Raw genomic sequence first — 26,454 nt, forward strand, 5'->3', positions numbered from 1 at the left:
GGCTCAGCTCCTCGCCTGGTTGAGCGCGGCACCGAGGGTCCGCTCGGCGAGCTTCAGCTTGTAGGCATTGTCGCGGGTGGGCCTGGCGCCCGACAGAACGCCCTCGGCGACCGCCTTCGCCCCGCGGGGCAGGTCGGCCTCGGCGGCCTCGACCCGCCAGGGCTTGTGCGCCAATCCGCCGAAGGCCACGCGGCCCGTGCCGTCCCGCTGGACGATCGCCGCCACCGAGACGAGGGCGAAGGCGTAGGAGGCCCGATCGCGGACCTTGCGGTAGACCTGCGTTCCGCCGACCGGCTTCGGCAGGGTCACCGCGGTGACGAGTTCGCCGGGCCTGAGGGTGGTGTCGACCTCCGGCCTGTCGCCGGGCAGGCGGTGGAAGTCGGCGATGCCGATCGTCCGTTCGGTCCCCGCGGCGTCGACGGTCTCGACGGTCGCGTCGAGGACGCGCAGGGCCACCGCCATGTCCCCCGGATTCGTCGCGATGCAGGCCTCGCTGCCGCCGATGACCGCGAGCTGCCGGCTGACGCCGTCGAGCGCCCCGCAGCCGGAGCCGGGCTGGCGTTTGTTGCAGGGCTGCGCGGTGTCGTAGAAATACGGGCAGCGGGTGCGCTGGAGCAGGTTTCCGGCGGTCGTCGCCTTGTTGCGCAGCTGCCCGGAGGCGCCGGCGAGCAGGGCGCGGGAGAGCACCGCGTAGTCCCGGCGCACGCGCGGATCGGCGGCGAGATCGGTGTTGCGCACCAGGGCGCCGATGCGCAGGCCCCCCTCGGACGTCGGCTCGATCCGGTCCAGGCCGAGTCCGTTCACATCGACGAGATGCGTCGGCGTCTCGATCTGCAGCTTCATCAGGTCGAGCAGGTTCGTGCCGCCGGCGATGAACTTGGCTTCCGGCCTGCGGGCCACGGCAACCGCGGCCGCCGCCGGGGTGTCGGGGCGCTCGTAAGTGAAGGATTTCATGCGCGCCTCCCGGCGACCTCGGTCATCGCCGAGACGATGTTGGAATAGGCGCCGCAGCGGCAGATATTGCCGCTCATGCGCTCGCGGATCTCGTCCTCGGTCACCGCCGCGGCGGCGTTCAGGTCGGCGGTGACGTGGCTCGGAATGCCGGCCTTGATCTCGTCGAGCACCGCCACGCCGGAACAGATCTGGCCGGGCGTGCAGTAACCGCACTGGTAGCCGTCATGCTTGATGAAGGCGGCCTGCATCGGATGCAGGTCGTCGGGGCGCCCGAGCCCCTCGATCGTGGTGATCGTGCTGCCCTGATGCATGACCGCGAGGGTCAGGCAGGCATTGATGCGCCGCCCGTCGACGATCATGGTGCAGGCGCCGCACTGGCCGTGGTCGCAGCCCTTCTTGGAGCCGGTCAGGTGCAGGTGCTCCCGCGCCGCATCGAGCAGGCTGGTGCGGGTGTCGAGCTCCAACTCCCGCCGCTGTCCGTTCACCGTGAAGGCGACCTTCGCCAGGACCGGCACGTCCGCGTCAGCGGCCGTGGCGCCCGCGCGCGCGGGCATCGCGGCCAGGGTCGCCACCGCGGAGGCGCCGACCATCAGGTCCCTCCGGTTGAAGTCGAGATCTCCCAGACGTGGCATCGCGCTCTCCGAACCTGATGGGGGACGGCCAGCGCCAAGCCGGCCCGAGGGCTCACCCGGGGCAAACCTCACATCTCCTCGATCGGCTCCAAGGTGCGGCGACGATGCCCGCCTCGGATCGGCAATCCGAGAATGTACATTCATTCTTGCGACGAGAATGAACGTTCATTATGCTGCCTCGCAGTCTCGGGAGGCCTGGATGCGCGCCCCTCACACAACCCTCCGCTCCCCTGCACCCATGGTCGGCGATGGGCCGGGCGGCGCCCTGCGGCAGTTCCGCGACCTCTGCCGCGGCGGCAATCTCGCGGTGCTGGCGGTGATGGCCGTCGCCTGGGCGGCGCTCGTCGTCTGGAGCGGCACAGGCCCCAAGGGCTGGCAGGCGCGGATCTGCGCCGATCTCGTCGACCGGCCGCAGGCCTGCGGCACGGTCCCTCTCGGCGCGGAGTTCGGCCGGGATCCGGGCAAGGACCAGAGCCGCCTGCAACCCGTGGCCGCGGCGAAGGACGCCGCTTCGTGAGCCTGCAGGCCCAGGCGATCGCCGACACCCGGAACGGCTCGTCCGCCCGGCGCGCGCAGATCCTCGACGCGGCGGAAGCCTGCTTCGTGCGCAACGGCTTCCACCGCACCACCATGCTCGACCTCGCCCGGGAGGCTTCGATGAGCCCGGGCAACTTCTATCGCTACTTCGAATCCAAGGAGGCGATCGTCCTCGGCCTCGCCGAGCGCGATCGGGAGCGCGGCGCGGTCCTGGTCGAGGCGATGGAGCGGGCCGGCGACAAGCGCGCCGTCCTGATGACCGTTCTCGCCCGCTTCTTCCACGACCTCACCCGCGAAGCGGCGGTGCTGCGCCTCGACCTCTGGGCGGAAGCGACCCGCAACCCGGCCATCGGTGCGCTGGTCGAGCGGGGCGACGAGGAGGGACGGACCTGGCTCATCGAGATGTTCGAGGCGATCAAGACCTCCCCGGCCTGCGACCCGGCGGCCCTGTTCGACGCCGTCGCGCCGCTGATGAAGGGCATCATCGTCAGCCGGGCCCTGACGCCCGACTACGATGCCGGCCCGGCGGTGGCGCAGCTTCACGCCCTGATCGATGCGGGCCTGTCCGGCTCGCTCCCCCGCGCCGTTACGGAGACCGGCCGATGACGTTCGTTCGGGCGCTTGCCCCCGCCCTCCTGCTCCTGGCCCTGGGCCTCGTACCCGCCGGGGCCGAGACGGCTCCGACGAAGATCGCTCCGGTGCCCGTGGTCAGCGTGGTCGAGGCGATCCGGCGCGAGATCGTGGAGAGCGTGGTCGTGACCGGCACGCTGGTGCCGCGGGACGAGATCCTGGTCTCGCCCGAGATCGACGGCTACCGCATCGTCGATCTGCTCGCCGAGGAAGGCATGCGCGTCGAGCGCGGGCAGGTGCTCGCGCGGCTCTCCCGCGACCTGATCGACCGCCAACTCGCCCAGCAGAACGCGCTGATCGAGAAGGCGGCGGCCGCCGTGCCCCAGGCCCAGAACAGCATCGAGCAGGCGGAGGCCGCCGAGACCGAGGCGCGCCTGGCCTACGAGCGCGCCCGGCAGCTCATGCAGACGGGCAACACGACCGCTGCGTTGATGGAGAGCCGCACCGCCGCCCTCCGCCAGGCCGAGGGCAAGCTCGCCTTCGCCCGCAACGGGCTCGCCATCGCCAAGGCCGATCTGGCCCAGGCCCGGGCGGTGCGCGACGAACTGGAGCTGCGCCTCGCCCGCACGGAGATCCGCGCGCCGGAGGCCGGCATCGTCAGCCGCCGCACCGCCCGCGTCGGCATGACCGCATCGAGTGCCGCCGAGCCCCTGTTCCGGCTGATCGCCCGCGGCGAGATCGAGCTGGAGGCCGAAATCATCGAGACCAAGTTGCCGCTCCTGCGCGAGGGCAATCCGGCCTTCATCGAGATCGGCGCGGGCGAGCGCGTCGCCGGCAGCGTCCGTGCGGTCTATCCGGAGGTCGACAAGGCGAGCCGCCTCGGCAAGGTCCGCGTGCGCCTCGATCCCGATCCGCGCCTGCGCATCGGCACCTTCGCCCGCGGCGCCGTCGAGCTCGCCCGCACCCACGGGGTCACCGTGCCCCAGGCCTCCGTCCTCTATGGCGGCGGCAAGCGCAGCTCCGTGCTCGTCGTCGCCGACGACAAGGTCGAGGCCCGCGAGGTCCGCACCGGCCTGTCCGACGAGGACGATATCGAGATCCGCACCGGCCTGACCGAGGGCGAGCGGGTCGTGGCCCGCGCCGGCAGTTTCCTGCGGGACGGCGACCGGGTCCGCCCCGTTCCGGTCGCGCGGCAGGGCGCGACGCCGGCGGCGGTCTCCACCGCGCCGTCGCCCCAGGCCACGGCCGACGCCGGCCCGCGCTGAACCCCCTTCCCCGCGCGGCACCCGCGCGGGCTTCGCACCGATTTCACCGACGGGTTGCCCCGATGCGCCTGAACATCTCCGCCTGGGCGATCCGGAATCCGATCGCGCCCCTCGTCCTGTTCCTCGTGCTGGTGGTGCTCGGCCTCGTCAGCTTCCGGGGGCTCGCGGTCACCCGCATGCCGAACATCGACGTGCCGATCGTCTCGGTGACGATCACGCAGGGCGGTGCCGCCCCGTCCGAGTTGCAGACCCAGGTCACGAAATGGGTCGAGGATTCGATCGCCGGCGTGCGCGGCGTCAAGCACATCACCTCGGCGATCACCGAGGGCTCGTCGGTCACGACGGTCGAGTTCCGCCTGGAGGTGAACACCGACCGGGCGGTCAACGACGTGAAGGACGCGATCTCGAAGATCCGCATCAACCTGCCCCGCACCATCGACGAGCCGATCATCCAGCGGGTCGAGATCACCGGATTGCCGATCCTGATCTACGGCGTGACCTCTCCGGCGATGACCCCGGCCGACCTGTCCTGGTTCGTCGAGGACAAGGTCGCCCGTACGCTTCAGGGCGTGAAGGGGGTCGGCGGTGTCGAGCGCGTCGGCGGTGTCGCCCGCGAGATCCGCATCACGCCGCTGCCGGACCGCCTGCTCGCCCTCGGCATCACGGCGGCCGAGGTGAACAAGCAGGTGCGCGCCACCTCCGCCGATCTGGCGGGCGGGCGCGGCGAAGTCGGCGGGCGTGAGCAGTCGATCCGGACGCTGGCCGCCTCGCGCACCCTCCGCGACCTGAAGGCGACCTCCATCGTCCTGCCCGGCGGCCGCAAGGTGCGCCTGGACGACCTCGCCACGGTGGAGGATTCCATCGAGGAGCCGCGCACCTTCGCCCGCTTCAACGGCGCGCCGGTGGTGGCCTTCGCGGTCTCCCGCGGCTCGGGCGCGAGCGATGCCGAGGTCGCGGCCGGCGTCGAGAAGAAGATCGCCGAGTTCAGCGAGAGCTACCCCGATATCCGCTTCGAGGAGATCGATTCCTCGGTTCTGGCGACGCGCGGCAGCTACGCCTCGGCCATGCACACCCTGATGGAGGGGGCGGCGCTCGCCGTCATCGTGGTCTTCCTGTTCCTGCGCGATTGGCGCGCGACCCTGATCGCGGCGGTGGCGCTGCCGCTCTCGGTGTTCCCGACCTTCTGGGCGATGGATGCGCTGGGCTTCACCCTCAACGGCATCAGCCTGCTGGCGATCACCCTGGTGACCGGCATCCTCGTCGACGACGCCATCGTCGAGATCGAGAACGTCGTGCGCCACATGCGGCTCGGCAAGTCGCCCTATCGCGCCGCGATCGAGGGCGCCGACGAGATCGGGCTCGCCGTCATCGCCATCACCGCGACGCTGATCGCGGTGTTCGCGCCGGTCTCCTTCATGGGGGGCATCGCCGGGCGCTACTTCATGCAGTTCGGGCTGACCATCGCGGTGTCGGTGTTCATGTCGCTGCTGGTGGCGCGGCTGATCACCCCGCTGCTCGCCGCCTATTTCCTGCGCGATCACGGCCACGCCGAGGAGAAGGAGGGCCCGGTGATGCGGGCCTATACCCGGCTGGTGGGCTGGTCGGTGCGCCACAAGTGGATCACCCTGATGGTCGGGCTGGCGCTGTTCGCGGGCTCGATCATGTCCACCAAGCTCCTGCCCTCGGGCTTCATCCCGAAGCAGGACAATGCCCGCACCCTGTTCATGATCGAGCTGGCGCCGGGCGCGCGGCTTCCCGACACCATCGCCGTCGCCGACCGGGTGGTCGCGCGGATCCGCGCCCTGCCCGAGGTCACCTCGGTCTTCGTCGATGGCGGCCGGCAGGCCGGCGGCAAGAAGGAGACGCGGCTCGCCACGCTGATCGTCAATCTCCGCCCGAAGAGCGAGCGGGCGAAGCGGCAATGGACCCTCGAGTCCGAGATCGCCGGCCTGCTGGCGGAGGAGCCGGACATCCGCTCCTGGACCCTGCGCGACAGCGGCCAGCGGGACCTCGCCCTCGTCGTCAGCGGCCCCGATGTCGATGTGGTGACTGACGTCGCCGCCCGGCTTCAGCGCGACATGGCCGCGATCCCGCACCTCGTCTCGGTGATGTCCACGGCGCCCCTCAACCGCACCGAGCTGCGCATCCGCCCGAAGGAGGGCGCGGCGGCCGATCTCGGCGTCTCCACCGACGTGATCGCCGAAACCGTCCGGGTCGGCACCATCGGCGACATCGGCATCAATCTCGCCAAGTTCAACGCCAGGGACCGGCAGGTGCCGATCCGGGTGCAGTTGCCCGAGAGTGCCCGCGGCGCGGTCTCACGGCTCGAGAATCTGAAGGTCCCGGCCAAGAACGGCACCGCCGTGCCGCTCGCGGCGGTGGCCGACATCGAACTCGACCAGGGCCCCGGCGCCATCGAGCGCTACGACCGCGCCGTCCGCGTGGCGGTGGAGGCCAATATGGAAGGCTCCGACGCCCTGGGCTCGCTGATCGAGCAGGCGCTCGCCACCCCGACCGCCAAGAGCCTGCCGCCGGGCGTCACCATCCGCCAGACGGGTGACGCCGAGATCATGCAGGAGGTGTTCTCCGGCTTCCTGATGGCGATGGGCGCCGGCATCATGATGGTCTACGCCGTGCTGGTGCTGCTGTTCGGCTCGTTCCTGCAGCCGCTGACCATCCTGTTCTCGCTGCCGCTCTCCATCGGCGGCGCCATCCTCGGCCTGCTGATCTGCCACATGCCGATCTCGATGCCGGTGGTGATCGGCATCCTGATGCTGATGGGGCTGGTGACGAAGAACGCGATCATGCTCGTGGACTTCGCCGTCGAGGAGATGCGGTCGGGCGTCGATCGGGTGACGGCCATCGTCGATGCCGGCCGCAAGCGCGCGCGGCCGATTGTCATGACCACCATCGCCATGGCCGCCGGCATGGTGCCCTCGGCGATGGCCCTCGGCATCGGCGGCGAGTTCCGCGCCCCCATGGCGGTCGCGGTGATCGCCGGCCTCATCGTCTCGACGCTGCTCTCTCTCGTCTTCGTGCCGGCGGTGTTCCTGCTGATGGACAGCCTGTCCCGCCTCCTCGGGCGCCTCCTCGGCCGCTTCGTCGGACCACGGGACGAGCCGGGCGACAGAACCCAGGCCGCAGCCGGCCCGGCCTGAGGCCCGCTCCCCCCGCGGCGGGGGACGCACGAGGGCGGGACGCCTCAGGCGGCCGGCGCTCGGACGAGGAGCGCCCCGTCGAGCACCCGCGCGGCATGCAGGGCCTCCCGTCCCAGGCCGTCGCCGATCTGGTGGCGGCAGCTGGTGCCGTCGGCGACCACGAGATCGTCCGGGCCGGCGGCCCGCAGGGCCGGGAACAGGGACAGTTCGGCCATGGCGAGGGAGACGTCGATCGTGTCGGCGCCGTAGCCGAAGGCGCCGGCCATGCCGCAGCAGCTCGATTCGATGACGCGCAGGTCGAGGCCGGGCACCGCCTGCAGCACGCTCTCCACCGCGCCCATCGCCCCGAAGGCCTTCTGGTGGCAATGGCCGTGCAGATGCGCGACCCGGCCGCCCTGGTCGGCCAGCGGCAGTACGATCCGGCCGGCCTTCAGGTCGGCGGCCAGCACTTCCTCGAACAGGAAGCTCGCCCGGCCGAGCGCCTCCGTCTCCGGCCCCGGCAGTAGGGCGGCGAATTCGTCCCGGAAGGTGAGGAGGCAGGAGGGCTCCAGCCCCACGATGCGCGCCCCGGCCTGCGCGTAGGGCAGGAGCGCGTCGCGGGTGCGCCGCGCCTCGGCCCGGGCGCGGTCGGTCTGCCCGGAGGCGAGCCAGGTCCGGCCGCAGCAGAGCGGTCGGCGCCCGCCCGGCGGTCGGAGGCGGTGCGGGCGGTAGCCTGTGGCGCGCAGCACCCGCTCGGCCGCTTCGAGGTTCTCGCGCTCGAAGGCGCGGTTGAAGGTGTCGCCGAACAGCACGACGTCGAAGCCGTCTGCGAGGACATCCCGCGGCCGCGCGAACGGGCCGGTCTCCCGCCAGGGCCGGCCCCAGCGCGGCAGGGAGCGCCGGGCGGAGAGGCCGGCCACCCGCTCCGAGAGCCGGGCCAAGGCCGGGACCCGGTCGCGCAGGTTGAGGAGCGGTGCCAGCCGCGCCGCCGCGCCGGCATAGAGCGGCAGGGCCGCCACCAGCCGCTCCTTCAGCGGCAGGCCATGCCGGGCATGGTAGTGATGCAGGAACTCGACCTTCATCTTGGCCATGTCGACCCCAGTGGGGCATTCGCGCCGGCAGGCCTTGCAGGAGACGCAGAGATCGAGGGTGCGCTTCATCTCCGGGCCGGTGAAGGCGTCCGGCCCGAGCTGCCCGGACATGGCGAGGCGCAGGGTGTTGGCCCGGCCCCGGGTGAGGTGCTGCTCCTCCTTCGTGACGCGATAGGACGGGCACATCGCGCCGCCGACGAGCTTCCGGCAGGTGCCGTTGTTGTTGCACATCTCGACCGCGCCGCCGAAGCCGCCCCAGTCCGACCAGTCGAGGGCGGGCGTCTGCGGCTCGGTCACGGCGTAGCCGGGCCGGAAGCGCATCAGGCTGCGATCGTCCATGCGCAGGGGCCGGACGATCTTGCCGGGATTGAGCCGGTTCTCCGGGTCGAACCCGTCCTTCACCGCCTCGAAGGCGCGGGTCAGGCGCTCCCCGAACATCGGGGCGACGAATTCCGAGCGCGAGATGCCGTCGCCGTGCTCGCCGGAATAGGATCCCTTGAAGCGGCGCACCTGCGCGCAGGCCTCCTCGGCGATGGCCCGCATCCGCGCCACGTCGCCCCCCTGCTTCATGTCGAGGATCGGGCGCACATGCAGGCAGCCGACCGAGGCGTGGGCGTACCAGGTGCCGCGGGTGCCGTGGCGGTGGAACACCTCGGTGACCGCGTCGGTGTAGTCGGCGAGGTGCTCCAGGGGCACCGCGCAATCCTCGATGAAGGAGACCGGCTTGGCGTCGCCCTTCATCGACATCATGATGTTGAGGCAGGCCTCGCGCACCTCCCAGACAGATTTCTGCCGGGCGGGCTCGGGCACCGCCACCACCGCCTCGGCGAAGCCGTGATCGGCCATGCAGGCGTCGAGACGCTTCAGGTCGCGGAGCAGCGCGGCGCGGTCGTCGCCGGCGAATTCCACCAGCAGCAGGCAGTTCGGCCGCCCGCGGGTGATGTCCGAGAGCGTCGCGCGGAAGAGCGGGATGTCGGCGCCGAGCACCAGGACGTTGTTGTCGACGAGCTCGACGGCCACCGGCCCGAGATCGACCAGCGCCCGGGTCGTCTCCATGGCGGCGCGGAAGGAGGGGAAGTGGCAGACCCCCATGACCCGGTGGGCCGGCAGCCGCGACAGCTTCAGGGTCACGGCGGTGGTGGCCGCGAGCGTGCCCTCAGAGCCGACCAGCAGATGCGCGAGGTTCGGGCGCGGGGCGATCAGGGCGTCGAGATTGTAGCCCCCGACCCGGCGCTGCACCTTCGGATAGACCCGTTCGATCTCGTCGCGGTGGGCCTCCGCCAGGCTCAGCAGGCGCCGGGCGAGATCGGCGGCCCGGTCCGAGCCCGTCACGCCGCTGGCCGCGTTGCCGGTGAGGCCGAAACCGAAGGCCTCCCCGTCCGGCAGCAGCGCCTCCAGGGCGAGCACGTTGTCGCTCATCTTGCCGAAGCGCAGGGAGCGGGCGCCGGAGGAATTGTTGCCGGCCATGCCGCCGATGGTGCAGCGGCTCGCGGTGGAGGGTTCGACGGGGAAGAACCAGCCATCGGCCTTCACCCGGGCGTTGAGCCGCTCCAGCACCAGGCCCGGCTCCACCGTCACGGTGCCCTGGTCCGGGTCGTAGGCGGTGATCCCGTTGAAGTGGCGGGAGCAATCGACCACCAGGCCGGAGCCGATCGGCTGGCCGTTCTGCGAGGTGCCGCCGCCGCGCAGGATCACCGGCACGCCGTGCTCGGCCGCGATCCGCAGGGTCGCGGCGATGTCGTCGGCGCTCTTCGGGAGCACGACGCCCGCCGGCATGATCTGGTAGATCGAGGCATCGGTGGCGTAGCGGCCCCGGGTGAAGGCGTCGAAGCGCGCCTCGCCCCGCAGCGCCTCGGCCAAGCGCCGCGGCAGCCCCGCGTTCCGGCGTGCCGCCGCGCGGGGCGAGAGGGACGGCTCGGCCGTGGCGGTCATGATCGGCATCCTCGCGCGGCGGCCGGGCAGGCATTGGCCCGGCGCAATCGGGATCGGGGGGTGTCGGGCGGGCTATCCCCGCGGGACATGGAGGCGTCCGGCCTGCGCGCGGATGACCGCCGCGGCCCGGTCGATGCCGTCCGCGTCCACGTGCAGGCTGGTGGTGGCGCGGATCTGATGCGCGCCGATGGCCCGCAGGCGGACCGCCTCGGCGAGACAAGCCTCGGCGAAGGCCGCCGCCGTCACCCCCAGGGGTTCCACCGAGAAACAGAGGATGTTCGACTGGGCCGCCCCGGCCTCGAGGGCGAGGCCCGGCACGTCCGCGATCCGGTCGCGCAGGCGCGCCGCATGGGCGTTGTCGCGGGCGAGCTGGCTCAGGTGATGGTCGAGGGCGTAGAGGCCCGCCGCCGCCAGGATCCCGGATTGCCGCATCGCCCCGCCGAGCCGGTACTTCCAGCGCCAGGCCTCCGTCACGAAGGCGCGGCGGCCGCACAGCACGGCGCCGACCGGGCAGCCCAGCCCCTTGCTGAGATCGATCCAGGCGCTGTCGAAGCCCTCGGCATAGTCCCTGGCGGCGATGCCGGTGGCGGCGACGGCGTTGAGCAGGCGGGCGCCGTCGATATGGGCCTTCAATCCCCGGTCATGGGCGATGTCCCGGATGCGCCGCATGGCCTCGAGCGGCCAGACGGACCCGCCGGAGAAGCTCGTGGTCTGCTCGACCGACACCAGGGCGGAGCGGGGCGCCGTCCGGCCGGGGGCCCGGATCGCGGCGGCGAAGGCCTCCGGGGTGAAGAGCCCCGCCGGCGTCTTCAGGGCCGCGACCGAGACGCCGCCGATCGCGGCGGAGCCCGCCGCCTCCGTGTTGTAGATGTGGGACTGATCGTCGACGATGATCTCGTCGCCGGGCCGCGTCTGCACCAGGATCGCGACGAGGTTGCACATCGTGCCGGAGGGCATGAAGACCCCCGCCTCCTGGCCGAGCAGCGCGGCGACGCGGGCGCACAGGGCCAGGGTGGTCGGATCGGAATCCGACTGCTCGTCCCCGACCTCGGCCTGCGCCATCGCCGCGCGCATGCCCGCGGTGGGCCGAGTCTGCGTATCGCTGTACAAATCGATCATGGCGGCGGGCCAATTTGCATGCAATGTCGAGGAAGCGGAGCCCGCTCAACCGTCGGAGCGATCCGGCGGGGGCGGCGCGTTCTCCCGCGGCGCCGCGGCGCGGCGCTTGTTGCGCAGGTGCCGGAACAGGATGTCGCCGAGCTCGTCGCCCGCCCGCCGGCGCAGGGCGTCGAGGATCGCCTCGTGCTCGCGCATGGCCTCGCCCCAGCGGTCCCGGTTCGCGTCGAGATTGGCCGCGTAGCGGGCCCGGCGCAGGCGCCCGGCGGCATTGGCATAGGCCGCCCGCAGGGGCTCGTTGTCGGCGGCCTCGACGATGCGGTCGTGGATCGCCTGGTTGCATGCGAAATAGCCGCGCAGATCCCGGCGCAGGTAGAAGCCGTACATCTCGTGATGCAGGCGCTCGATATCGGCGAAGGCCGGCTCGGCGATTTTTTCGCAGGCGAGGCGGCCCGCCAGCGCCTCGAGCCCGCCCATCATGTCGAAGAGCGCGACCAGCTCCTCCGGCCCGAGCTGGCGCACCCGGGCGCCGCGGTTCGGCAGGAGCTCGATCAGCCCCTCGGCGGCCAGCACCTTCAGCGCCTCCCGCAGGGGCGTGCGCGAGACGCCGAAGCGCTCGCACAGCAGGCGCTCCGGCACCCGGGCACCGGGCGCCAGATTTCCCTCGACGACGAAGTCGCGCAGCCGGGCGAGCAGGGCATCGTGCAGTGAGGGGGCTCCGCAGACCTCGCCCGCCGGGGCGGAGGGCGGGGCCAAGCCCTCGTCGGCAGCAGCGCCGGCAGGCGGTTCGAGCATCATGGCCCGCCTCTACCAGCCGAATAGGTGCGCGTCGACGAAACTGCGTGCGGAATGCCGCTCACTCTCAAAAAAATGAATGCATTTTGCGGCCTCAGGACCGACGCCGCGATCCCTTTGCCGGCACGCGCGACGGGGTGGCCTTGTGCTACGAGCCGGGTCATGCGGGCCACGCCCCTCGGCCTACGGGAGAGACCATGACATCCGTGAACCGGCTGATCGCCCAGGAACTCGGGGTGCGCGAGGCGCAGGTCGCGGCCGCCGTCGAGCTGCTCGACGGGGGTGCGACCGTCCCGTTCATCGCCCGATACCGCAAGGAAGCGACCGGCTCCCTCGACGATGCGCAGCTGCGCACCCTGGAGGAGCGCCTCGGCTACCTGCGCGAGCTCCAGGACCGGCGCGCGACCGTGACCGAGAGCATCCGCGCCCAGGGCAAGCTCACGCCGGAGCTCGCCGCCGCCATCGCCGCGGCCGATACCAAGGCGCGGCTGGAGGACATCTATCTTCCCTACAAGCCGAAGCGCCGCACCAAGGCGCAGATCGCCCGCGAGGCCGGCCTCGGACCCCTCGCGGAGACGCTCCTCGCCAATCCGGCGCTCGATCCCCGCACGGCCGCGGGAAGCTACGTCTCGGCGGCCAAGGGCGTGCCGGGGGTGGACGAGGCCCTGGAGGGCGCCCGGCACATCCTCGTCGAGCGCTTCTCGGAGGATGCCGACCTCGTCGGGCGCCTGCGCGAGGATTTCTGGCGCGGCGGCAGCGCGGTCTCCAAGGTCCGCAAGGGCAAGGACGCGGCCGGCGCCAAGTTCGCGGATTACTTCGACTGGAGCGAGCGCCTGGAGCGCATGCCCTCGCACCGGATCCTCGCCCTGTTCCGGGGCGAGAAGGAGGAGGTTCTCGACCTCGATCTCGCCGCCGAGGGCGAGGACATGCCGGCGGGCCAGCCGGGCCCGTTCGAGCTCGCCATCGGCCGCCGCTACCGCATCGCGGCCCAGGGCCGCCCCGGCGACCGCTGGCTCCTCGACACCGTGCGCGCCGCCTGGCGCACGAAGATCCGGACCGGGATCAAGGCCGACCTGCGCGCCCGCCTGTTCGAGAAGGCCGAGAGCGAGGCCGTGAAGGTCTTCGCCGGCAACCTCAAGGACCTGCTGCTCGCCGCCCCCGCCGGCGGGCGGACCACGTTGGGGCTCGATCCCGGCTACCGCAACGGCGTGAAGGTCGCGGTGGTCGATGCCACCGGCAAGGTCGTCGCCGTCGAGACCACCTATCCGCACGAGCCGCAGCGCCGCTGGCAGGAGAGCGTGCAGAGCCTCGGCCGGCTCTGCCGCCAGCACGGGGTCGAGCTGATCGCGATCGGCAACGGCACCGCCTCCCGCGAGACCGACAGGCTCGCCGCCGAGATCCTGGCCGCCAACCCGGATCTCAAGATGACCAAGGTCATGGTCTCGGAAGCGGGCGCCTCGGTCTACTCGGCCTCCGAGATCGCCAGCCGCGAGCTGCCCGGCCTCGACGTCTCGCATCGCGGCGCGGTCTCGATCGCCCGCCGCCTGCAGGACCCGCTGGCCGAGCTCGTGAAGATCGACCCGAAGTCGATCGGCGTCGGCCAGTACCAGCACGATGTCGGCGAGACCAAGCTGTCGAAGTCGCTCTCGGTCGTCGTCGAGGATGCGGTGAACGCCGTCGGCGTCGACGTGAACACGGCCTCGCCGGCGCTGCTGGCCCAGGTCTCCGGGCTCAGCGCCACGGTCGCCGCCAACATCGTGTCCCATCGCGACGCGAACGGCCCGTTCCGCAGCCGGGCCGCCCTCAAGAAGGTGGCCGGGCTCGGGCCGAAGACCTTCGAGCTGGCGGCCGGGTTCCTGCGCATCCAGGGCGGCGAGAACCCCCTCGACCGCTCCGGCGTCCATCCGGAGGCCTATCCGGTCGTGCGCCGCATCCTGGAGGCGACGAAGAGCGACATCCGCGTGCTGATCGGCAACGGCGCCGTGCTGGCGACGCTCGCGCCCGCCGCCTTCGCCGACGAGCGCTTCGGCGTGCCCACGGTGCGCGACATCATCGCCGAGCTGGAGAAGCCGGGCCGCGATCCGCGCCCGGCCTTCAGGACCGCGACCTTCCAGGAGGGGGTCGAGACGATCACCGACCTGAAGCCCGGCCAGCAGCTCGAGGGCGTGGTGACGAACGTGGCCGCCTTCGGCGCCTTCGTCGATATCGGCGTGCACCAGGACGGCCTGGTCCATATCTCGGCGATGGCGCGCCGGCGGATCGCCTCGCCCGCGGAGGTGGTGAAGGCGGGCGACGTGGTGCGCGTCCTCGTCCTCGCCGTCGACGTGCCGCGCAAGCGGATCTCGCTGTCCATGCGCCTCGACGATCCAATCGACCGCGCAGCACCGGCCCCCGGCCCGCGGCCCGGCGCCCGGCCGGCGGCTCCGAAGCCCTCCCCGGAGCCGAGCCAAGGCGGCGCCCTTGCCGACGCGTTCCGCCGCGCCACGCCCCGCCCCGGCCGCTGACCCGCCCGGAACGGAATCGCGGCCGAAGGTCGAAACCCGGCCGCGAAACGTCGACGCCCATCGGAAAAAGTGGTGCCGGTTGCGGGACTCGAACTCGCGACCGACCGCTTACAAGGCGGTTGCAAGCCCTACACAACCATTTGATGGTTCGTCATTTTTCCCAATCGAGCGCCGTAATTTGGGAGTTTTTCCGGGACTTCGTGCGACGTCTCCGATCATCCGAGGCAGTCTGCATCATCGCATCCCGTAGATCGTCGAGGCTCGCGTGCGCATATTTCTCCGTCACTCGCAAACTCGAATGATTCAGAAGCTTCTGCACCAGCTTCAGGTTACCGGTCGCACGTAGGGTGCGAGTTGCCCCGGTATGCCTCAAGTCATGGATGCGGAAATCTGGAACCTCGGCCTTCTCAAGCGCGCGCCGCATTTCCGAGCCAAGCCCCCAGTAGGTGAGCGGGTAACGCTCGCCTGCAACCAGGTGCCGTCGGGTGCGAGGTTCAACACGCGTCCGCTGGCAGACGTACGTGAAGACGCTTGTCTGGTGGTGCTTCCGGAGAGGCCATAGGAGCGCGTGCAGGTCTGGGGTGATCGGGATGATGTGCGGCTTGTCACCCTTGCCGACCACGCGAATCACATCGGCGTCGAAATCGATCTGCGACCATGTCAACGAAACCACCTCCCGCCGCCTGAGGCCGGTGATCTGAGCGAAGAGGCGTGCAGGCTGATAATCAGCCCGCTCAATCCCTTCGAGACGCTCCTCTTCCTGATACGACAACTCCCTAGTCCGTTCCCGCGGCTCAGGAAGAAGGTGCGCTGTCCAGTTCGGCTCCGCAGGCAGTGGCTCCTTCCAGACCTTGCGGGCGCGCGTCAGAATCCGACGTAGCAACTGCGTGACCGACCGATTCACCTGCGCCGCGGAGATAAGACCCAGCCGCTTCTCACCGCGACGATACTGTCCCCGCCGCCGGGCAACCAAACGCGCGACCAGTTCGTCTGTGACGTCGGCAACGAGCGTGTCCTTGCCGATCCATTCGACGAGCCTCTCGATGTTGCGCTCGGTCTCCGATGCGGTCGCGATGTGTTGCCCAACCTCTTTCCAATATCTGCCCGCCGCGGCGTTGAAGGTCATGGCGCCCACCGCACGTGCACGCGCGGCCCCAACCGACGCGATCGCGCTTTTCCGTTCAGCGCGCTCTACCGCTTCCGCGAGACGGCGCTCTGTTTGTTTCGTCGAGCCGTGAAATCGAACACTTCCGCACTGGAAGTCGAAATGGTAGTACGGCGAGCCCTTTGGCCGGTAGATAGACATTCGATCCGAGACCTGTTTTCAAGGAAACCCATCACATCAGAGAGCATGAACTCCCGTCTCGGCCTCGACTCACCTATTCCCTTGAGGATAAAGCGGATATTCCCGGCACGACAATGCTTGCGCAGTGTCTTTGCATCCATCCGCAACAAGCTGCAAACTTCTTTGACGGATAGAATTGGGCGGCCGGCAAACGCTACCGCGATAGGCGCGGGAACATCGTCATCTGTCACGATCTCTCTTTCGCACGCTAAAGCATTCAGGCACGGTGCCGTGTCTGGCCCAGGTGGCGTGCAGGGTTGCAATACTCGCGAGACTACCATGACCGCCGGGTTCGGCAACACCTGCCTGCAGAGTCGCTGGAAAAAACCAGCAGCGCCGCGCAATTGATTGCGCAAAGTTGCGATGTTCCAGCATGAGCATCAAACCGATGCCGCGACATGGATCGAAAGGTACCTCAGACAATTCGGAGCGCGAGCATACTGGCCTTGATTGAGATCGCCGAGCAGATCGCCTACCAAGCCATTCTCTTCACGGGCGCCGCTCAGGCGCATCCTGATGGTGATCCAAAGGCGCCGATCGAAGTTACCGGCACCGTCGGCGAACTGCTCGAAGTCTTGGCGGCCCAGCAGGCAGAGGCAGCATGAGCGAGCAGATAAAGCCCACCCTCCAGCCAGCCCCTCAAACCGTTGCGGCGCATCTCCGCTGAAGACGCGCACCAGCTTGCAGCTGCAACAGGGGATCTCGGGTTTACTCGCCCATCATCCGCACCCCAGACGCGGGCTGAGCCCCCTGCAGAGACACCTCTGCCTGTTGACCAAGCACCCAAAAACCATCTGCTCCTGCCAGAGGGACGGCTCTCACGTTTTCTGAGGTCCCGGACGCTATCTGGACGGCCCCACCAGGAAGTGCTCAATCGGCGCGTGACGGTGAAGTACCTCGTCCTCGAAGCCCTTGCAGCGAAGGGTTACAGCGTCGACCTGTCCGCTGTCCCCGAGGACGGCCGGCGGATCAGATAGGCCCCAGCGCAGCTTCGTTTGGGCGTGCAATCAATTGCGCAACGCATTCGCTCAGCCAGCGGCCCGCGTGGGTTCGCCTACCAGCGCCGCTCCCGCCATTGGAACAAGCGTCCGGTGGTCGAGCAAGGCGAGCGCACCGTCCGCATCGGGACCGAGTGTCACGCGCGCGCCCTTGCCGGGCGCCGTGACCGGTAGCCGTCGGCAGAGGTGGTCAGCTAACGCTGGGTCCTCGACCACGCACACAATCTGTCGCCCGGCGCCAACGAGCTGCGCGATAACCTCTGCCAAGTGCACGCTTCGGAAGTCGTCAACGTGCTGGACGGGATCATCAAGAAGGATCGTGCGCCAGCGGCTCCAGGCGAGAGACAGGTTTACTGACAGGAGGAAGGCTAGCCCTGTGGCGCGTCGCTGACCGCTTGAGAAAATGAACTGCGGGTTGAGCTCGTCGCCGACTTGGAGCTTCAAGAAGCGACGCACGTCGCCTCGGATCTTATAGTCGATGTCACTCCATAGCGGGTGAGGGCGCAGTCGCCGAAACAGCTCCGTCATGAGTGGCAGTACACGGTCAAGCCGCTGATCTAGCGTCTCGCCCGCCGCACGCCGCGCGCCGTCATGAAGCGCCTGTGCGCGCGTCTCCGCGAGCCGGGCTACTCCGAGTCGCTCCTGCGCTTTGGCATACGCGGTCCGGGCCGCCTGCTCGGCCGCAACGGCGCGCTCCAGTGCGATGTTCGTCCTAAGTGTCTCGACGACGCGCAGGTCCTCACGTATCCGCCCGAGCTCGGCGCCTAGACGCTCAAGCTCAGCATCAACGGCACTGCGCGCCCGATCGGGTGCAAACCCAGCTTGTCTCAGCTGCGCCTCGAAGGCGCCGACGGTCTGCCGAGCGGCCTCTGCTTCGTTGGCGGCTCGTCTCGCAGCGGCCGTTGCGATCGCGAGATCGGCTTCCGCCATCCGCCGCTGGGCAAGTGTGGCTTCCCGCGCGACAGCCCGAGCATCAAGCTGACTCGCCAATTCCTCGGCAGCGGCGATGCCGCGCGCGAACGCGTCGTGTGACACTCCACTCGCGCACAGAGGGCAGCACCCGTCGTTCAGTCCGATATGGCGCCCGAGGTCTGCCAAGGCTGCAAGATCGCGCGCGCGCTCGGAGAAATCCTGCATCGCATCGTCGACCATGGCCTGCAGCAGGTCTTCGAGTTCGAGCTGTCGTACGACAAGCGTCTGCTGGGTGTCAGCTACAGCGCTGACCAAGTCCGCCAGGGATGCCTTTGCAGTCTCGTAGTCCACCCAACCGGCGCGGAGGGACTGCATCTCGTCCTCCCGCTGGGCCCGCTCAACGATAGCCATGCGCGCCACCTCAGCCATGCTGTCGGCAGGCGCAGTGCTGCCGATCAAAGCTTGGAGTCGGGCAACGGCGCTGGCCACGGTGCCCTCTTCAGCAATCGCCGCGCGCAGCTCATCGATCCGCCTGGCTGCCTGCGCGGCCTCACGGGCGGCAGCTTCGGCCTCTGCGTTGGCCGCGTCACGCCGCTTCTTAGCGAGTAGAACGAGTTGGCGCCCGCGCTCGACCCACTCATCCGCGTCCGTCGCGCCGATCGCGTCGCGCAAAAGTGCGTAACGATCGGTCTCGCTCAGATCGAGGCTCAGCGCCGCGATGTGCTCGTCCCGGATGATCGAGGCCTTACACAACTGTGCCACGGGGTGGCTCGGACGCATGGCCCTGTCACAAAGCCGGTCAACTACAACGGAAAGGCTTGCCTCGTCGAAGGCGGCGATCTGCTCCCGCCGGACGACGAAAAGCTCATCTTCGTCGTGGAAGCCGACCTCGACGTAGTGGGCCTCGGGCGCCGGACCCTCGCCACTCCACCAGATATAGTCAGCGACCGTTTCTCGGCCCGCTTTGGCCTCAGGATACTTGCTGATGGTGCCGGTGAGTGCAAACTCGACTGCGTCGCACACCGTGCTCTTGCCGACACCGTTGCGGCCCTCAATCACGGTGAAGGCGTCGGCAAAGTCGAGGCGCAAGCGTCTACGGTAACCGCGGAAGCCACAGACATCAACGTAGGCGAGTCTCACGGCAGTTCCTCCAGCGCTTGGACCACAACCGCCACAGGCGCATGCGATAGGAAGGCCTCGACAGCCCGGTCTGGCAATTCTGTGGTGCGTAGGCGGATCTCGTCCCCCATATCGACGGGCTCAAGGCGGGGAGCGTTCTGGATTGGCAGCAATGGCAAGAGAGCGGAGCGTAGGCTGTCGAGGGTGACGATGCCGCCGCGGGCGATCTTGCGGGTCCCGCCGAGGTCCTCCTCGATAGCGCTCAAAGCAACCTGCTCGCCGTCGGTCGGCGCACCAGCGGCCAGTAGGACCATATAGGTATTCCAGGCTTTCGCCTGGGCGCGACGCAGCCCGAACTGATGAGCAGCGACGAGCGCACCCGCGTCCCGCTGCCAACATGCGAGAAGCACCGCCGCATCTGGGTAGGCCAAGAGGAAGCCCAGGACTGTCGCACCTTCGAACGCAAGAGCTGGATGATCCGCTGCCACCAGCGAGGTCGCGATCTCCGCCTCCATGAAGAGGTGTGGGCACTCGGCGACAATGTTGATCACAGTTTGAACTCCGTCACGGCCTCAGGCCGCGTGAGCCACCGCCCGCCGCTGCTGCGCACGATCGAGCCGGACGCCCCGCCACGCACGATATGGGCGGGCAGAGTACTCGGCTCGGCACCAACCGCGACGGTAACGTCGGGGGCGATGAGGGGCGGCTGTTCGCGGGCGTAAGCACCTTGGACTTGGTGAAGCATTTGATTTGCCGCACGCAAAATGCGTATGCGGCGCCCGTCGATCAGCCAATGAGGCCCATCGGCAACGGCGCCACGCGCGCGAAGCTGGATGAGTGTTAGGCCCAAGACGGGTTCATCAGCAGGCGTGCGCGCGATTGCTGGCTGCCCAGGCCTGCGGCCCTCAAGGTCGCGCCGAACCTGCCAAAGCGCCTCGTTGTCCGCCGGCCCAGGTTCCATCCAAGCAGAGTCGGGCGGCGCACCCGTATAATCCTCATACGCCTGGGCACCACTGTGCAACACACTGCGCACGAAACTCGTCGAGAACGCGAGGCGCAAGCGGGCTAGGAACTCGTCCCCCGATGCGTTGACGTGCAGGAAAGCGGTGCTGGTTTTGCCGCCAAGAGCGTAGAGATCCGGCGCCTTTTTAGCGAGCCAAGCACCGTCGCTCGGGTCCACGACGATCACCCGGGCGGGTCGGACCCGACCGAGCGTTTGCTCCAGCACGCCGTTCAGGTAGTCCCAATCGGTGAAATATCCGACGATGACTAAGTCGCGGTCGAGAAGGCGTACCTGCATCCAGTCGGCGCTACCAGCGATGCGACTCGCGATCGGTTCGGCTGTGACCTGACTCGGTGCCCACACGGTCTCAGCAGCGTTTAAGTTCCAGCAGCCGTGGACTTTCAGGAGGGGCGAAACATCGGGCTGCAAGCGGGCGACACTGTCGCGGCAGGTGCCAACTCCGATTTGGCCGAAAAGCATCTGCCCGGCCGTCTCGATCATCACGTCAACGTTTGTCGAAACCGCTGTCTGAATGCCGCGTACGAGAAGGAGATCGGCAACTGCTTCGTGCCCGGGGTTAGGTGGCCCCGCGAACGCATCTTTGTCGATGTAGGTGCGCAGGTAGACTGTGCCGAGATCACCCTGTCGGAAGAAGAACTCGGCCTGCTCCTCAATGCCCTGCGGAAGGGGCAAGCGCGAAGTGCCGTAGCGAGCATCGTACTTGCGCTTGGCCGCCGCGGCGAGGGTGGCGGCGCTTGGTAGATCGCTCGGCGAGGCCATCGACAGTCCGGCACCGCACAGCATTGCCAGCCGGTCGTTCAGGAGCGCGTCGAACGCGAGTGCGACACCTTCGTCGACGCTGATCTCCCTCATAGCGATCGTAGACCCTCGTGAAACTCCACGAGCACATGTTTACCATTCGTTCGTGCATGCGCCAGCCCAGGCCGGTCGGCGGCAAAGCTCGGAAAGGAGCTGGTCACGGTAGGTACGAAGCGCGAGTCATAATCCATGACTGCAATGGCAACTGACACGGCCAGGCTCAAAAGGTACACCCTGTGAGCCTAGCCTGAGCTTGACCTACAAAGGTGGCTCAAAGGTGTTGATATAAGCTGATCCACCCTCTACGTCTTGAGCCATACATTGTGAGCCAAGGCTGAGCGGTATGTCGACGATCGGGTATGTCAGGGTCAGCACGGGCGACCAAAGCGTCGAGGCCCAGCGGCACAGCATTGAGCAGATCCATAAGGTCGAGGAGTGGTTCTGCGATGAGGGCTTATCAGGAGTCGTGCGTGCCCTTGATCGTCCGGGCTTCTCGGCTCTGCTCAAATACGCCCGGAAGGGCGACACCCTGATCGTTGGTGCCGTCGATCGCCTCGGCCGCGACACCCTCGATGTCCTGGCGACCGTTGAGGCCCTTCAAGCAAAGGGCGTTGCCATCATCAGCCTACGCGAGGGCTTCGACCTCTCAACCCCGATCGGCAAGGCCATGCTGACCATGCTGGCCGCTGTGGCCGAGCTGGAGCGCTCCAATATCAAGGCTCGGCAGATGGCCGGTATCCAGCGTGCGAAAGCCGAAGGAAAGGCGCTCGGCCAGAGGAAGGCGATCGACGACAGCTCAGTCGCTGCTTGGCGCAAGGAGCATGCGGCCAGCATCGCCGTCACGGCCGTACATTTTGGCATCTCGGCGGCGAGCGTGAAACGAGCCTGCCGATTGACCGGCTGACGCGCAATTAATTGCGGAAGCGTTCTTGTGCTATGTTCGTTGCAGCTCTGAGCCGAAAATCGTTGGGCAACCCGCTCGGGTGTTTCCGTCCTATGGCTGAGCCAGGGTGTAAAATGGCCCGGACAAACTCGACCCACTTCGCAACAGATAGCTTTTTCGGATCTCGCCCGCGCACGCGGTCTACTCCGTGAGCTGTGCATGGCCGTGCTCAGCCTATGTCACCCTGAGCGACGAGCGACCCCTGCCAGCAGGCTCTCGGGGAGCCATCGTTCTTGTCCACGAGAACGGCGCTGCCTACGAAGTCGAGTTCAGCAAACCCTTCAAAGCCGTCGTGATGCTCGAAGCCAATAAGCTAAAAAATTCAGAGCCTGCGTGACCAAACGGGTTCCGGCACGAAATGAGTGCAGGCTACCTCTTCGGTGAGCGCCCCTGCGTCTTCTTCGGCACCGGAGGTTTTCCAGCACGCTCATCGGCCTCAGCTTTGATGCGGGCTGCTTCTCGCTTGCGCGCGGCGCGCAATTTCGCAGCTTCCGCGGGGTCGAAGGGCTTGCCGTCTTCGTAGACGAGGGTTCCATGCTCCATGACGAAGGTCAGCGGGATTTTCGGATTGTTGATGTCCTTACCCTCGCGATACCACTTCTCTTCCCATTGATCGAAAATCGCGATTAGTTTGTCGGTTCCAACATGATAAATCCGACGCATTTCGATGTCTTGGAAGACAGCAAAATACCACCCTACCTGTTTATACTTGGCGATGATTGTCGGATTTATGTGATGATGGGTGCTGAAGTTCGGCGTGAGCACAATGTTAACGCTCTTCAATTCATACTCAATGCCATCAGCATCTACTGCATCATTACCTTCACGACCGGGCAGGCCTTGAAGGTTGAGTGCGAACAACATTTGGAGGATTTTGCCCCCATTGTCCTGGAATATGTCGTTGATACCGTGCTCTGTCGCCAGCTTCTGATATTCAAGAACCGCGGGAAGAAGGCCCTGTAGGCGCTCCCACTCGGGATGCCGTTTAGCCGCCATCACGCACCCTCCAACAACGTGGAGGGCGTTACACCAAGCGCACGGGCGAGGCGGCCGATGTTATCAACGGAAACGTTGCGCTCTCCGCGCTCAATGCCGCCGACGTAGTTGCGGTGGAGTCCGGCCTGGGACGCCAACTCCTCCTGGGATAACCCGCGTTGAAGCCGCAGCCGCCGAACGTTATCGGCGACCGCTTGCCGTGCGGATAGGCTACGTTCATGGACGTCGGTCGTGTCATTCACGGTGCGACGGTTGTGGGACCCGCAGGAATCGGTCTACACACGATGAGTGTGATAGGAGGGTTACTTGGTACTGCCTACCTTCGATAGAAACCCGGCCTACAGCACCGATCTCGGTGCATCCTACGTTGGGGATTCCCGTGACCTGCTCAAGCAGTTGCCGGACGGCTGCCTTGACCTGGTGATGACCTCGCCGCCTTTCGCGCTTCAGCGGCAAAAGGCTTACGGTAACCTAGATCAGGCAGAGTATCTGAACTGGCTTATGGAATTCGCGGAGCTCGTGAAGCCAAAGTTAAAGGATACGGGCAGCTTCGTCATTGACGTTGGCGGCTCCTACCAGAAGGGAGCTCCTTCTCGTAGCCTCTACAATTTCCGGATACCGATCCGCTTCTGCGATGAGCTAGGTTATTTCCTCGCACAAGATTTCTATTGGTACAATCCCTCGAAACTTCCGAGTCCAATTGAGTGGGTTAACAAAAGAAAGCTTCGTGCAAAAGATGCCGTAAATACGGTCTGGTGGTTTGGAAAAACCGAATGGCCGAAGGCTAATGTTTCTAAGGTGCTCGCCCCATACAGCGAACGAATGAAAACCCTCATTAAAGACCCAGCAAAATTCTATACACCAAAGTTACGGCCATCTGGGCATGACATCGGGAGCTCATTTGGAAAAGACAACGGGGGAGCAATTCCGCCGAACCTCATCACCATTCCGAACACGGAGTCCAACGGCAAATACCTCGCGGGCTGCAAGCTCGTTGGAGCGAAGAGCCACCCAGCTCGGTTCCCATCTAAGCTTCCTGAGTTCTTCATCCGCTTTCTAACGGAGCCCGGCGATCTCGTCCTTGATATCTTCGCCGGGTCGAACACTACCGGGCAGGTCGCACAAGCCGAGGAGCGCCGCTGGCTCGCGTTCGAAGAGCGGCAGGAATACGTCGCAGAAAGTGTATTCCGGTTCATGGACCTAGCATCAACTCCAGCGGAGCTTGAGGCAGGCTATCGGGCGATCGAGCAGGGTCGGCCGCTCGACCTCTCTTCTGCCGTCAAGCAGGCGAGCCTCGGCTTCAGGAACGCGGCCGAATAGCCTGAAGGGCTTCGTGTGAGAGGGCATAGAAGCTGGCTCCAAAAGCCCGAGGCTCGTGACCGCTTATCTGGCCAACGAACTAGAGCTGTTCCCGGTCAGGTAGCGACGGCCAAGTCGTTCTCGTAGCCGGCTGCGGCGAGGTAGTTGCGGCACTCCTGCGGCGTGAAGCGCGTGAATGCCTGACGGATCGCCGCCCAGAGATCCGGGATCGTGCGGGCTGCCGCACTGCGTAGCAGCGCCTTGAGCTTCGCGAAGGCTTGCTCAATCGGGTTGAAATCAGGGCTGTAGGACGGAAGGTAGAGCAGCCGCGCTCCTGCAGCCTCAATCGCGTCCTGCACGCCTGCGACCTTGTGGGCTGGCAGGTTGTCCATGACGACGATGTCACCAGGCTGCAGGTCCGGGACCAAGGTCTCGGTGACGTAGCTGCAAAAGCGCCTGCCGTTCGTGGGACCGTCCAACAGCGCGGTCGCGCACAGCCCGCTCGTGCGCAAGGCGGCCGTGATGGTCGTGGTTTTGTAGTGTCCCTGCGGGGCTGCAAGCCGGCAGCGCTCGCCGCGTAGCGCCCAACCGTAGCGCCGCGCCATGTTAGTGGCAGCCGCCGTCTCGTCCAGGAACACCAGCCGGTCCGGATCGAGCTCGGGCTGCGCCTCGAACCACGCCTCGCGTGCCGCTCTTACGTCCGCGCGCTCCTGCTCAGCTGCGTGCGTCGCCCCTTTTTCCAGGTGATCCGGTGCCGCTGGAAGAAGCGCGACAGGCCACTCGTGCTGGTCTGCACGCCCTGCTCAGCCAGTCGGTCGCGCAACTCGCGCAGGAAGAGACGCGGCTCCTGCTCGGAGGTCGCCAGGATCAGCCCGGCATGCGCCTCAATGCGCTTCGAGGTGTGAGCGCCGCCCATCGGCTTGGGCGCGACATGGCCCTCTTGGTGGGCGCGCTGCGACCAGCGGCTGGCGCTCGACACGCTGACCCCGAAGCGAGCTGCCGCTCGGTGGCACGAGGCACCTGCCGCCACAGCAGCCACGACACGCTCGCGTAAGTCGACGGACAGAGGTGAAGGCATCGGCGTGCTCCTTCACCTGTCAACGCGCCACCCGCTAACCCGTCGCAAGCCGTCGCAAGCCGTCCGGGACCGGCTCTAGCCTGCCTTCGACAAGGCCCACCACGGCCAGGAACGTTGCTCTCGACAGAGGATGGGGCATTAACTGCCGCCCCATCCCCGAACGCTGGTGGAACGCTCAATCGCCTTACGGCCTGAGTTCAGCCCGCAACTCGCGGATCGAACGCGGGGACATGTTGAAGTTCGCGTTCAGGCTCGGCGTCCGTGCGCCAGCATCGATCTGCCGGTGTGTGAAACCGGCATAGATCGCAGCCGCAATGAGAGCACCGTTCGAGACGTAGTGCGGGCCGAGCTGTTGGCCCTCGGGATAGGTGCACATTGCCTTTTCGGCGAGGTGCTTCAGTTCGTAGCTGTACGCCTGCCGATCGATCCGCTTGATGAGCTTCACCCGTTTGACGAAGACGAGGGCACGCAGAAACTCCTCCACGCCGTAGTCGCTCATGAAGTCGGCACGCCTGTCTTCAACCCGGCGCTGACGGTCATCAACTGTCTCCGGCAAGCCGTTCACGCGCCTACGATCACCAGCTCCGATCCCTCCTGTGTTCAGTTGGGGCTCACGAGCCATGATCTCGCTCAAGGCGATGCGCCCCACAGCCCGGTGGAAGATGCTGGTATCGACCGCGAAGCCGCGCTCGACGAGATACCCAGCAAAGAGCTGGCCATCGGCCTTTCGCCGGCCGGCATCCGCACCATCTGCGGTGGCGGCCAGGATGGACGCGTAGGTCCGGAAGCCGAAGGCTCGTGCCATAGCCTCACAGCGATGCGAGGACTTCACCTCCGAGAGGTTCTTAGTCAGGTCCGCCTTGATGGCGTCCACGGACGGACGGGTAATAGCGATATGTAGCGTGAACACAGCAGCATCTCCGGTTCAGGGCACGCAGATCGCCGATTAACTGCCACCCAAAGAAGGGATGCAGGCTGTGGAATGTCTCGAACTGAGAGGCGTTTGACCCGGCGACAAGTCAGAGGTGCCTAACCCCGCCGATAAGCTATGCGGGCACGGGCGGTGCCGCAAGAAGCGGCGCGCAGACTTCCCGCAATTAATTGCGCAGGTCCCTGGGATCTCGGCCCTCGGCATGCCCCTAAACGCCGCCTCACACCGGGGAAGAGCCAAACGGTCTCCCTGGAGAAGCTCAAGGACGCGGCCGACAAGCACACGGTCATCGCCGACGCCATGCCCAAACCGAAGGCCGGCAGCTTCACCCTGGAGAACGAGTTCCTGGCGAACCTCGCCAAGGCTCAGAAAGCCTCTGAGAGCCCTGAGGGCGGCGAAGAGGACGATTAGGGTCCTAGGACAGCCCGAAACGCATCAACGGCCTCCAGGGCGCTCCTGGGGGCCTTTACGCGCCATC

The 26,454-nt window shown here is 67.4% G+C and carries 22 protein-coding genes; 9 read left to right on the top strand and 13 right to left on the bottom strand.

Going from position 1 to position 26,454, the window contains the following annotated elements; genetic code table 11:
* Nucleotides 1–3 precede the first annotated feature (3 nt).
* Nucleotides 4–954: an FAD binding domain-containing protein gene (locus tag MMB17_RS04835; RefSeq protein ID WP_241101264.1), complete on the bottom strand. Its 951-nt coding sequence runs from the start codon at nt 952–954 to the stop codon at nt 4–6.
* The gene (gene paoA / locus MMB17_RS04840) at nt 951–1,544 is read right to left on the bottom strand and encodes an aldehyde dehydrogenase iron-sulfur subunit PaoA (RefSeq protein ID WP_373325075.1); all 594 of its coding nucleotides are present in this window, start codon (nt 1,542–1,544) and stop codon (nt 951–953) included. The genes MMB17_RS04835 and paoA overlap by 4 nt, the downstream gene beginning before the upstream one ends.
* Nucleotides 1,545–1,785: 241 nt before the next feature.
* Here paoA and MMB17_RS04845 point away from each other — a divergent pair, with 241 nt between their 5' ends.
* The 4 genes from MMB17_RS04845 to MMB17_RS04860 all read left to right on the top strand — a co-directional run bounded on the left by MMB17_RS04845 (nt 1,786) and on the right by MMB17_RS04860 (nt 7,116).
* Nucleotides 1,786–2,103: a hypothetical protein gene (locus MMB17_RS04845; RefSeq protein WP_241101265.1), complete on the top strand. Its 318-nt coding sequence runs from the start codon at nt 1,786–1,788 to the stop codon at nt 2,101–2,103.
* The gene (locus tag MMB17_RS04850) at nt 2,100–2,729 is read left to right on the top strand and encodes a TetR/AcrR family transcriptional regulator (protein ID WP_241101266.1); all 630 of its coding nucleotides are present in this window, start codon (nt 2,100–2,102) and stop codon (nt 2,727–2,729) included. Before MMB17_RS04845 ends, MMB17_RS04850 begins: the two co-directional genes overlap by 4 nt.
* Nucleotides 2,726–3,958 carry an efflux RND transporter periplasmic adaptor subunit gene (locus MMB17_RS04855; protein WP_241101267.1) on the top strand — a complete coding sequence of 411 codons (1,233 nt, stop codon included), beginning with the start codon at nt 2,726–2,728 and terminating at the stop codon, nt 3,956–3,958. Before MMB17_RS04850 ends, MMB17_RS04855 begins: the two co-directional genes overlap by 4 nt.
* 62 nt (nt 3,959–4,020) lie before the next feature.
* On the top strand, nt 4,021–7,116 hold the full coding sequence (locus MMB17_RS04860; protein WP_241101268.1) for an efflux RND transporter permease subunit: 3,096 nt from the start codon (nt 4,021–4,023) through the stop codon (nt 7,114–7,116).
* A gap of 44 nt (nt 7,117–7,160) precedes the next feature.
* Here MMB17_RS04860 and MMB17_RS04865 read toward each other — a convergent pair whose 3' ends face one another.
* The 3 genes from MMB17_RS04865 to MMB17_RS04875 all read right to left on the bottom strand — a co-directional run bounded on the left by MMB17_RS04865 (nt 7,161) and on the right by MMB17_RS04875 (nt 12,032).
* Nucleotides 7,161–10,118 (bottom strand): FAD-binding and (Fe-S)-binding domain-containing protein, encoded by a 2,958-nt coding sequence (locus tag MMB17_RS04865; RefSeq protein WP_241101269.1) that lies wholly within the window; start codon nt 10,116–10,118, stop codon nt 7,161–7,163.
* A gap of 72 nt (nt 10,119–10,190) precedes the next feature.
* Nucleotides 10,191–11,237, bottom strand: a complete 1,047-nt coding sequence (locus MMB17_RS04870; RefSeq protein WP_241101270.1) for a threonine aldolase family protein — start codon at nt 11,235–11,237, stop codon at nt 10,191–10,193.
* Nucleotides 11,238–11,282: 45 nt separating this feature from the next.
* Complete coding sequence (locus MMB17_RS04875; protein WP_241101271.1) at nt 11,283–12,032, bottom strand: GntR family transcriptional regulator; 750 nt, start codon at nt 12,030–12,032, stop codon at nt 11,283–11,285.
* A 194-nt stretch (nt 12,033–12,226) separates the two neighbouring features.
* Between MMB17_RS04875 and MMB17_RS04880 the strand changes: the two genes are divergently transcribed.
* Nucleotides 12,227–14,533 carry a Tex family protein gene (locus MMB17_RS04880; RefSeq protein ID WP_241101272.1) on the top strand — a complete coding sequence of 769 codons (2,307 nt, stop codon included), beginning with the start codon at nt 12,227–12,229 and terminating at the stop codon, nt 14,531–14,533.
* Between the two features lie 151 nt (nt 14,534–14,684).
* Here the strand turns inward: MMB17_RS04880 and MMB17_RS04885 are convergent, their stop codons facing one another.
* Nucleotides 14,685–15,839 (bottom strand): tyrosine-type recombinase/integrase, encoded by a 1,155-nt coding sequence (locus tag MMB17_RS04885; RefSeq protein WP_241101273.1) that lies wholly within the window; start codon nt 15,837–15,839, stop codon nt 14,685–14,687.
* Nucleotides 15,840–16,324: 485 nt separating this feature from the next.
* Between MMB17_RS04885 and MMB17_RS04890 the strand changes: the two genes are divergently transcribed.
* Complete coding sequence (locus tag MMB17_RS04890) at nt 16,325–16,483, top strand: hypothetical protein (RefSeq protein ID WP_241101274.1); 159 nt, start codon at nt 16,325–16,327, stop codon at nt 16,481–16,483.
* Between the two features lie 423 nt (nt 16,484–16,906).
* On the opposite strand, the gene MMB17_RS04895 is transcribed toward MMB17_RS04890, so the two are convergent.
* From MMB17_RS04895 to MMB17_RS04905, 3 genes are read right to left on the bottom strand one after another with little or no spacing between them, the layout of a single operon-like run.
* Nucleotides 16,907–18,928, bottom strand: coding sequence for an AAA family ATPase (locus MMB17_RS04895; RefSeq protein WP_241101275.1), 2,022 nt, complete (start codon nt 18,926–18,928; stop codon nt 16,907–16,909).
* A complete protein-coding gene (locus tag MMB17_RS04900; RefSeq protein WP_241101276.1) occupies nt 18,925–19,458 on the bottom strand; it encodes a hypothetical protein in 534 nt (177 codons plus the stop codon). The genes MMB17_RS04895 and MMB17_RS04900 overlap by 4 nt, the downstream gene beginning before the upstream one ends.
* Complete coding sequence (locus tag MMB17_RS04905) at nt 19,455–20,783, bottom strand: hypothetical protein (RefSeq protein ID WP_241101277.1); 1,329 nt, start codon at nt 20,781–20,783, stop codon at nt 19,455–19,457. The genes MMB17_RS04900 and MMB17_RS04905 overlap by 4 nt, the downstream gene beginning before the upstream one ends.
* Before the next feature lie 289 nt (nt 20,784–21,072).
* Between MMB17_RS04905 and MMB17_RS04910 the strand changes: the two genes are divergently transcribed.
* Nucleotides 21,073–21,633, top strand: a complete 561-nt coding sequence (locus MMB17_RS04910) for a recombinase family protein (RefSeq protein WP_241101278.1) — start codon at nt 21,073–21,075, stop codon at nt 21,631–21,633.
* 408 nt (nt 21,634–22,041) lie between these two features.
* On the opposite strand, the gene MMB17_RS04915 is transcribed toward MMB17_RS04910, so the two are convergent.
* Nucleotides 22,042–22,668, bottom strand: a complete 627-nt coding sequence (locus tag MMB17_RS04915) for a PDDEXK family nuclease (RefSeq protein ID WP_241101279.1) — start codon at nt 22,666–22,668, stop codon at nt 22,042–22,044.
* Nucleotides 22,668–22,910 carry a helix-turn-helix domain-containing protein gene (locus MMB17_RS04920; RefSeq protein WP_338041767.1) on the bottom strand — a complete coding sequence of 81 codons (243 nt, stop codon included), beginning with the start codon at nt 22,908–22,910 and terminating at the stop codon, nt 22,668–22,670. Before MMB17_RS04920 ends, MMB17_RS04915 begins: the two co-directional genes overlap by 1 nt.
* A 64-nt stretch (nt 22,911–22,974) precedes the next feature.
* Between MMB17_RS04920 and MMB17_RS04925 the strand changes: the two genes are divergently transcribed.
* Nucleotides 22,975–23,988, top strand: coding sequence for a DNA-methyltransferase (locus MMB17_RS04925; protein WP_241101280.1), 1,014 nt, complete (start codon nt 22,975–22,977; stop codon nt 23,986–23,988).
* Nucleotides 23,989–24,083: 95 nt separating this feature from the next.
* Here MMB17_RS04925 and MMB17_RS04930 read toward each other — a convergent pair.
* Nucleotides 24,084–25,045, bottom strand: a protein-coding gene (locus tag MMB17_RS04930; RefSeq protein WP_241101281.1) for an IS630 family transposase whose coding sequence is annotated in 2 segments (ribosomal slippage) — nt 24,084–24,697 and nt 24,697–25,045 — 963 coding nt in all. Because the reading frame shifts where the segments join, the coding sequence is not laid out codon by codon here.
* A 184-nt stretch (nt 25,046–25,229) separates the two neighbouring features.
* A complete protein-coding gene (locus MMB17_RS04935; protein ID WP_241101282.1) occupies nt 25,230–25,955 on the bottom strand; it encodes a hypothetical protein in 726 nt (241 codons plus the stop codon).
* Between the two features lie 138 nt (nt 25,956–26,093).
* On the opposite strand from MMB17_RS04935, the gene MMB17_RS04940 reads away from it, so the two are divergent.
* Nucleotides 26,094–26,387, top strand: coding sequence for a hypothetical protein (locus MMB17_RS04940; protein ID WP_241101283.1), 294 nt, complete (start codon nt 26,094–26,096; stop codon nt 26,385–26,387).
* Nucleotides 26,388–26,454 lie beyond the last annotated feature (67 nt).

The sequence above is a fragment of the Methylobacterium organophilum genome (genome assembly GCF_022533465.1).
Lineage (GTDB): Bacteria > Pseudomonadota > Alphaproteobacteria > Rhizobiales > Beijerinckiaceae > Methylobacterium > Methylobacterium organophilum.

Bases quoted from the DNA above. Each gene is read 5' to 3' on its own strand.
- MMB17_RS04835 (WP_241101264.1), bottom strand. From the start codon at position 954: ATGAAATCCTTCACTTACGAGCGCCCCGACACCCCGGCGGCGGCCGCG.
- paoA (WP_373325075.1), bottom strand. From the start codon at position 1,544: ATGGTCGGCGCCTCCGCGGTGGCGACCCTGGCCGCGATGCCCGCGCGC.
- MMB17_RS04845 (WP_241101265.1), top strand. From the start codon at position 1,786: ATGCGCGCCCCTCACACAACCCTCCGCTCCCCTGCACCCATGGTCGGC.
- MMB17_RS04855 (WP_241101267.1), top strand. From the start codon at position 2,726: ATGACGTTCGTTCGGGCGCTTGCCCCCGCCCTCCTGCTCCTGGCCCTG.
- MMB17_RS04860 (WP_241101268.1), top strand. From the start codon at position 4,021: ATGCGCCTGAACATCTCCGCCTGGGCGATCCGGAATCCGATCGCGCCC.
- MMB17_RS04865 (WP_241101269.1), bottom strand. From the start codon at position 10,118: ATGACCGCCACGGCCGAGCCGTCCCTCTCGCCCCGCGCGGCGGCACGC.
- MMB17_RS04870 (WP_241101270.1), bottom strand. From the start codon at position 11,237: ATGATCGATTTGTACAGCGATACGCAGACTCGGCCCACCGCGGGCATG.
- MMB17_RS04875 (WP_241101271.1), bottom strand. From the start codon at position 12,032: ATGATGCTCGAACCGCCTGCCGGCGCTGCTGCCGACGAGGGCTTGGCC.
- MMB17_RS04880 (WP_241101272.1), top strand. From the start codon at position 12,227: ATGACATCCGTGAACCGGCTGATCGCCCAGGAACTCGGGGTGCGCGAG.
- MMB17_RS04885 (WP_241101273.1), bottom strand. From the start codon at position 15,839: ATGTCTATCTACCGGCCAAAGGGCTCGCCGTACTACCATTTCGACTTC.
- MMB17_RS04905 (WP_241101277.1), bottom strand. From the start codon at position 20,783: ATGAGGGAGATCAGCGTCGACGAAGGTGTCGCACTCGCGTTCGACGCG.
- MMB17_RS04910 (WP_241101278.1), top strand. From the start codon at position 21,073: ATGTCGACGATCGGGTATGTCAGGGTCAGCACGGGCGACCAAAGCGTC.
- MMB17_RS04915 (WP_241101279.1), bottom strand. From the start codon at position 22,668: ATGGCGGCTAAACGGCATCCCGAGTGGGAGCGCCTACAGGGCCTTCTT.
- MMB17_RS04940 (WP_241101283.1), top strand. From the start codon at position 26,094: ATGCGGGCACGGGCGGTGCCGCAAGAAGCGGCGCGCAGACTTCCCGCA.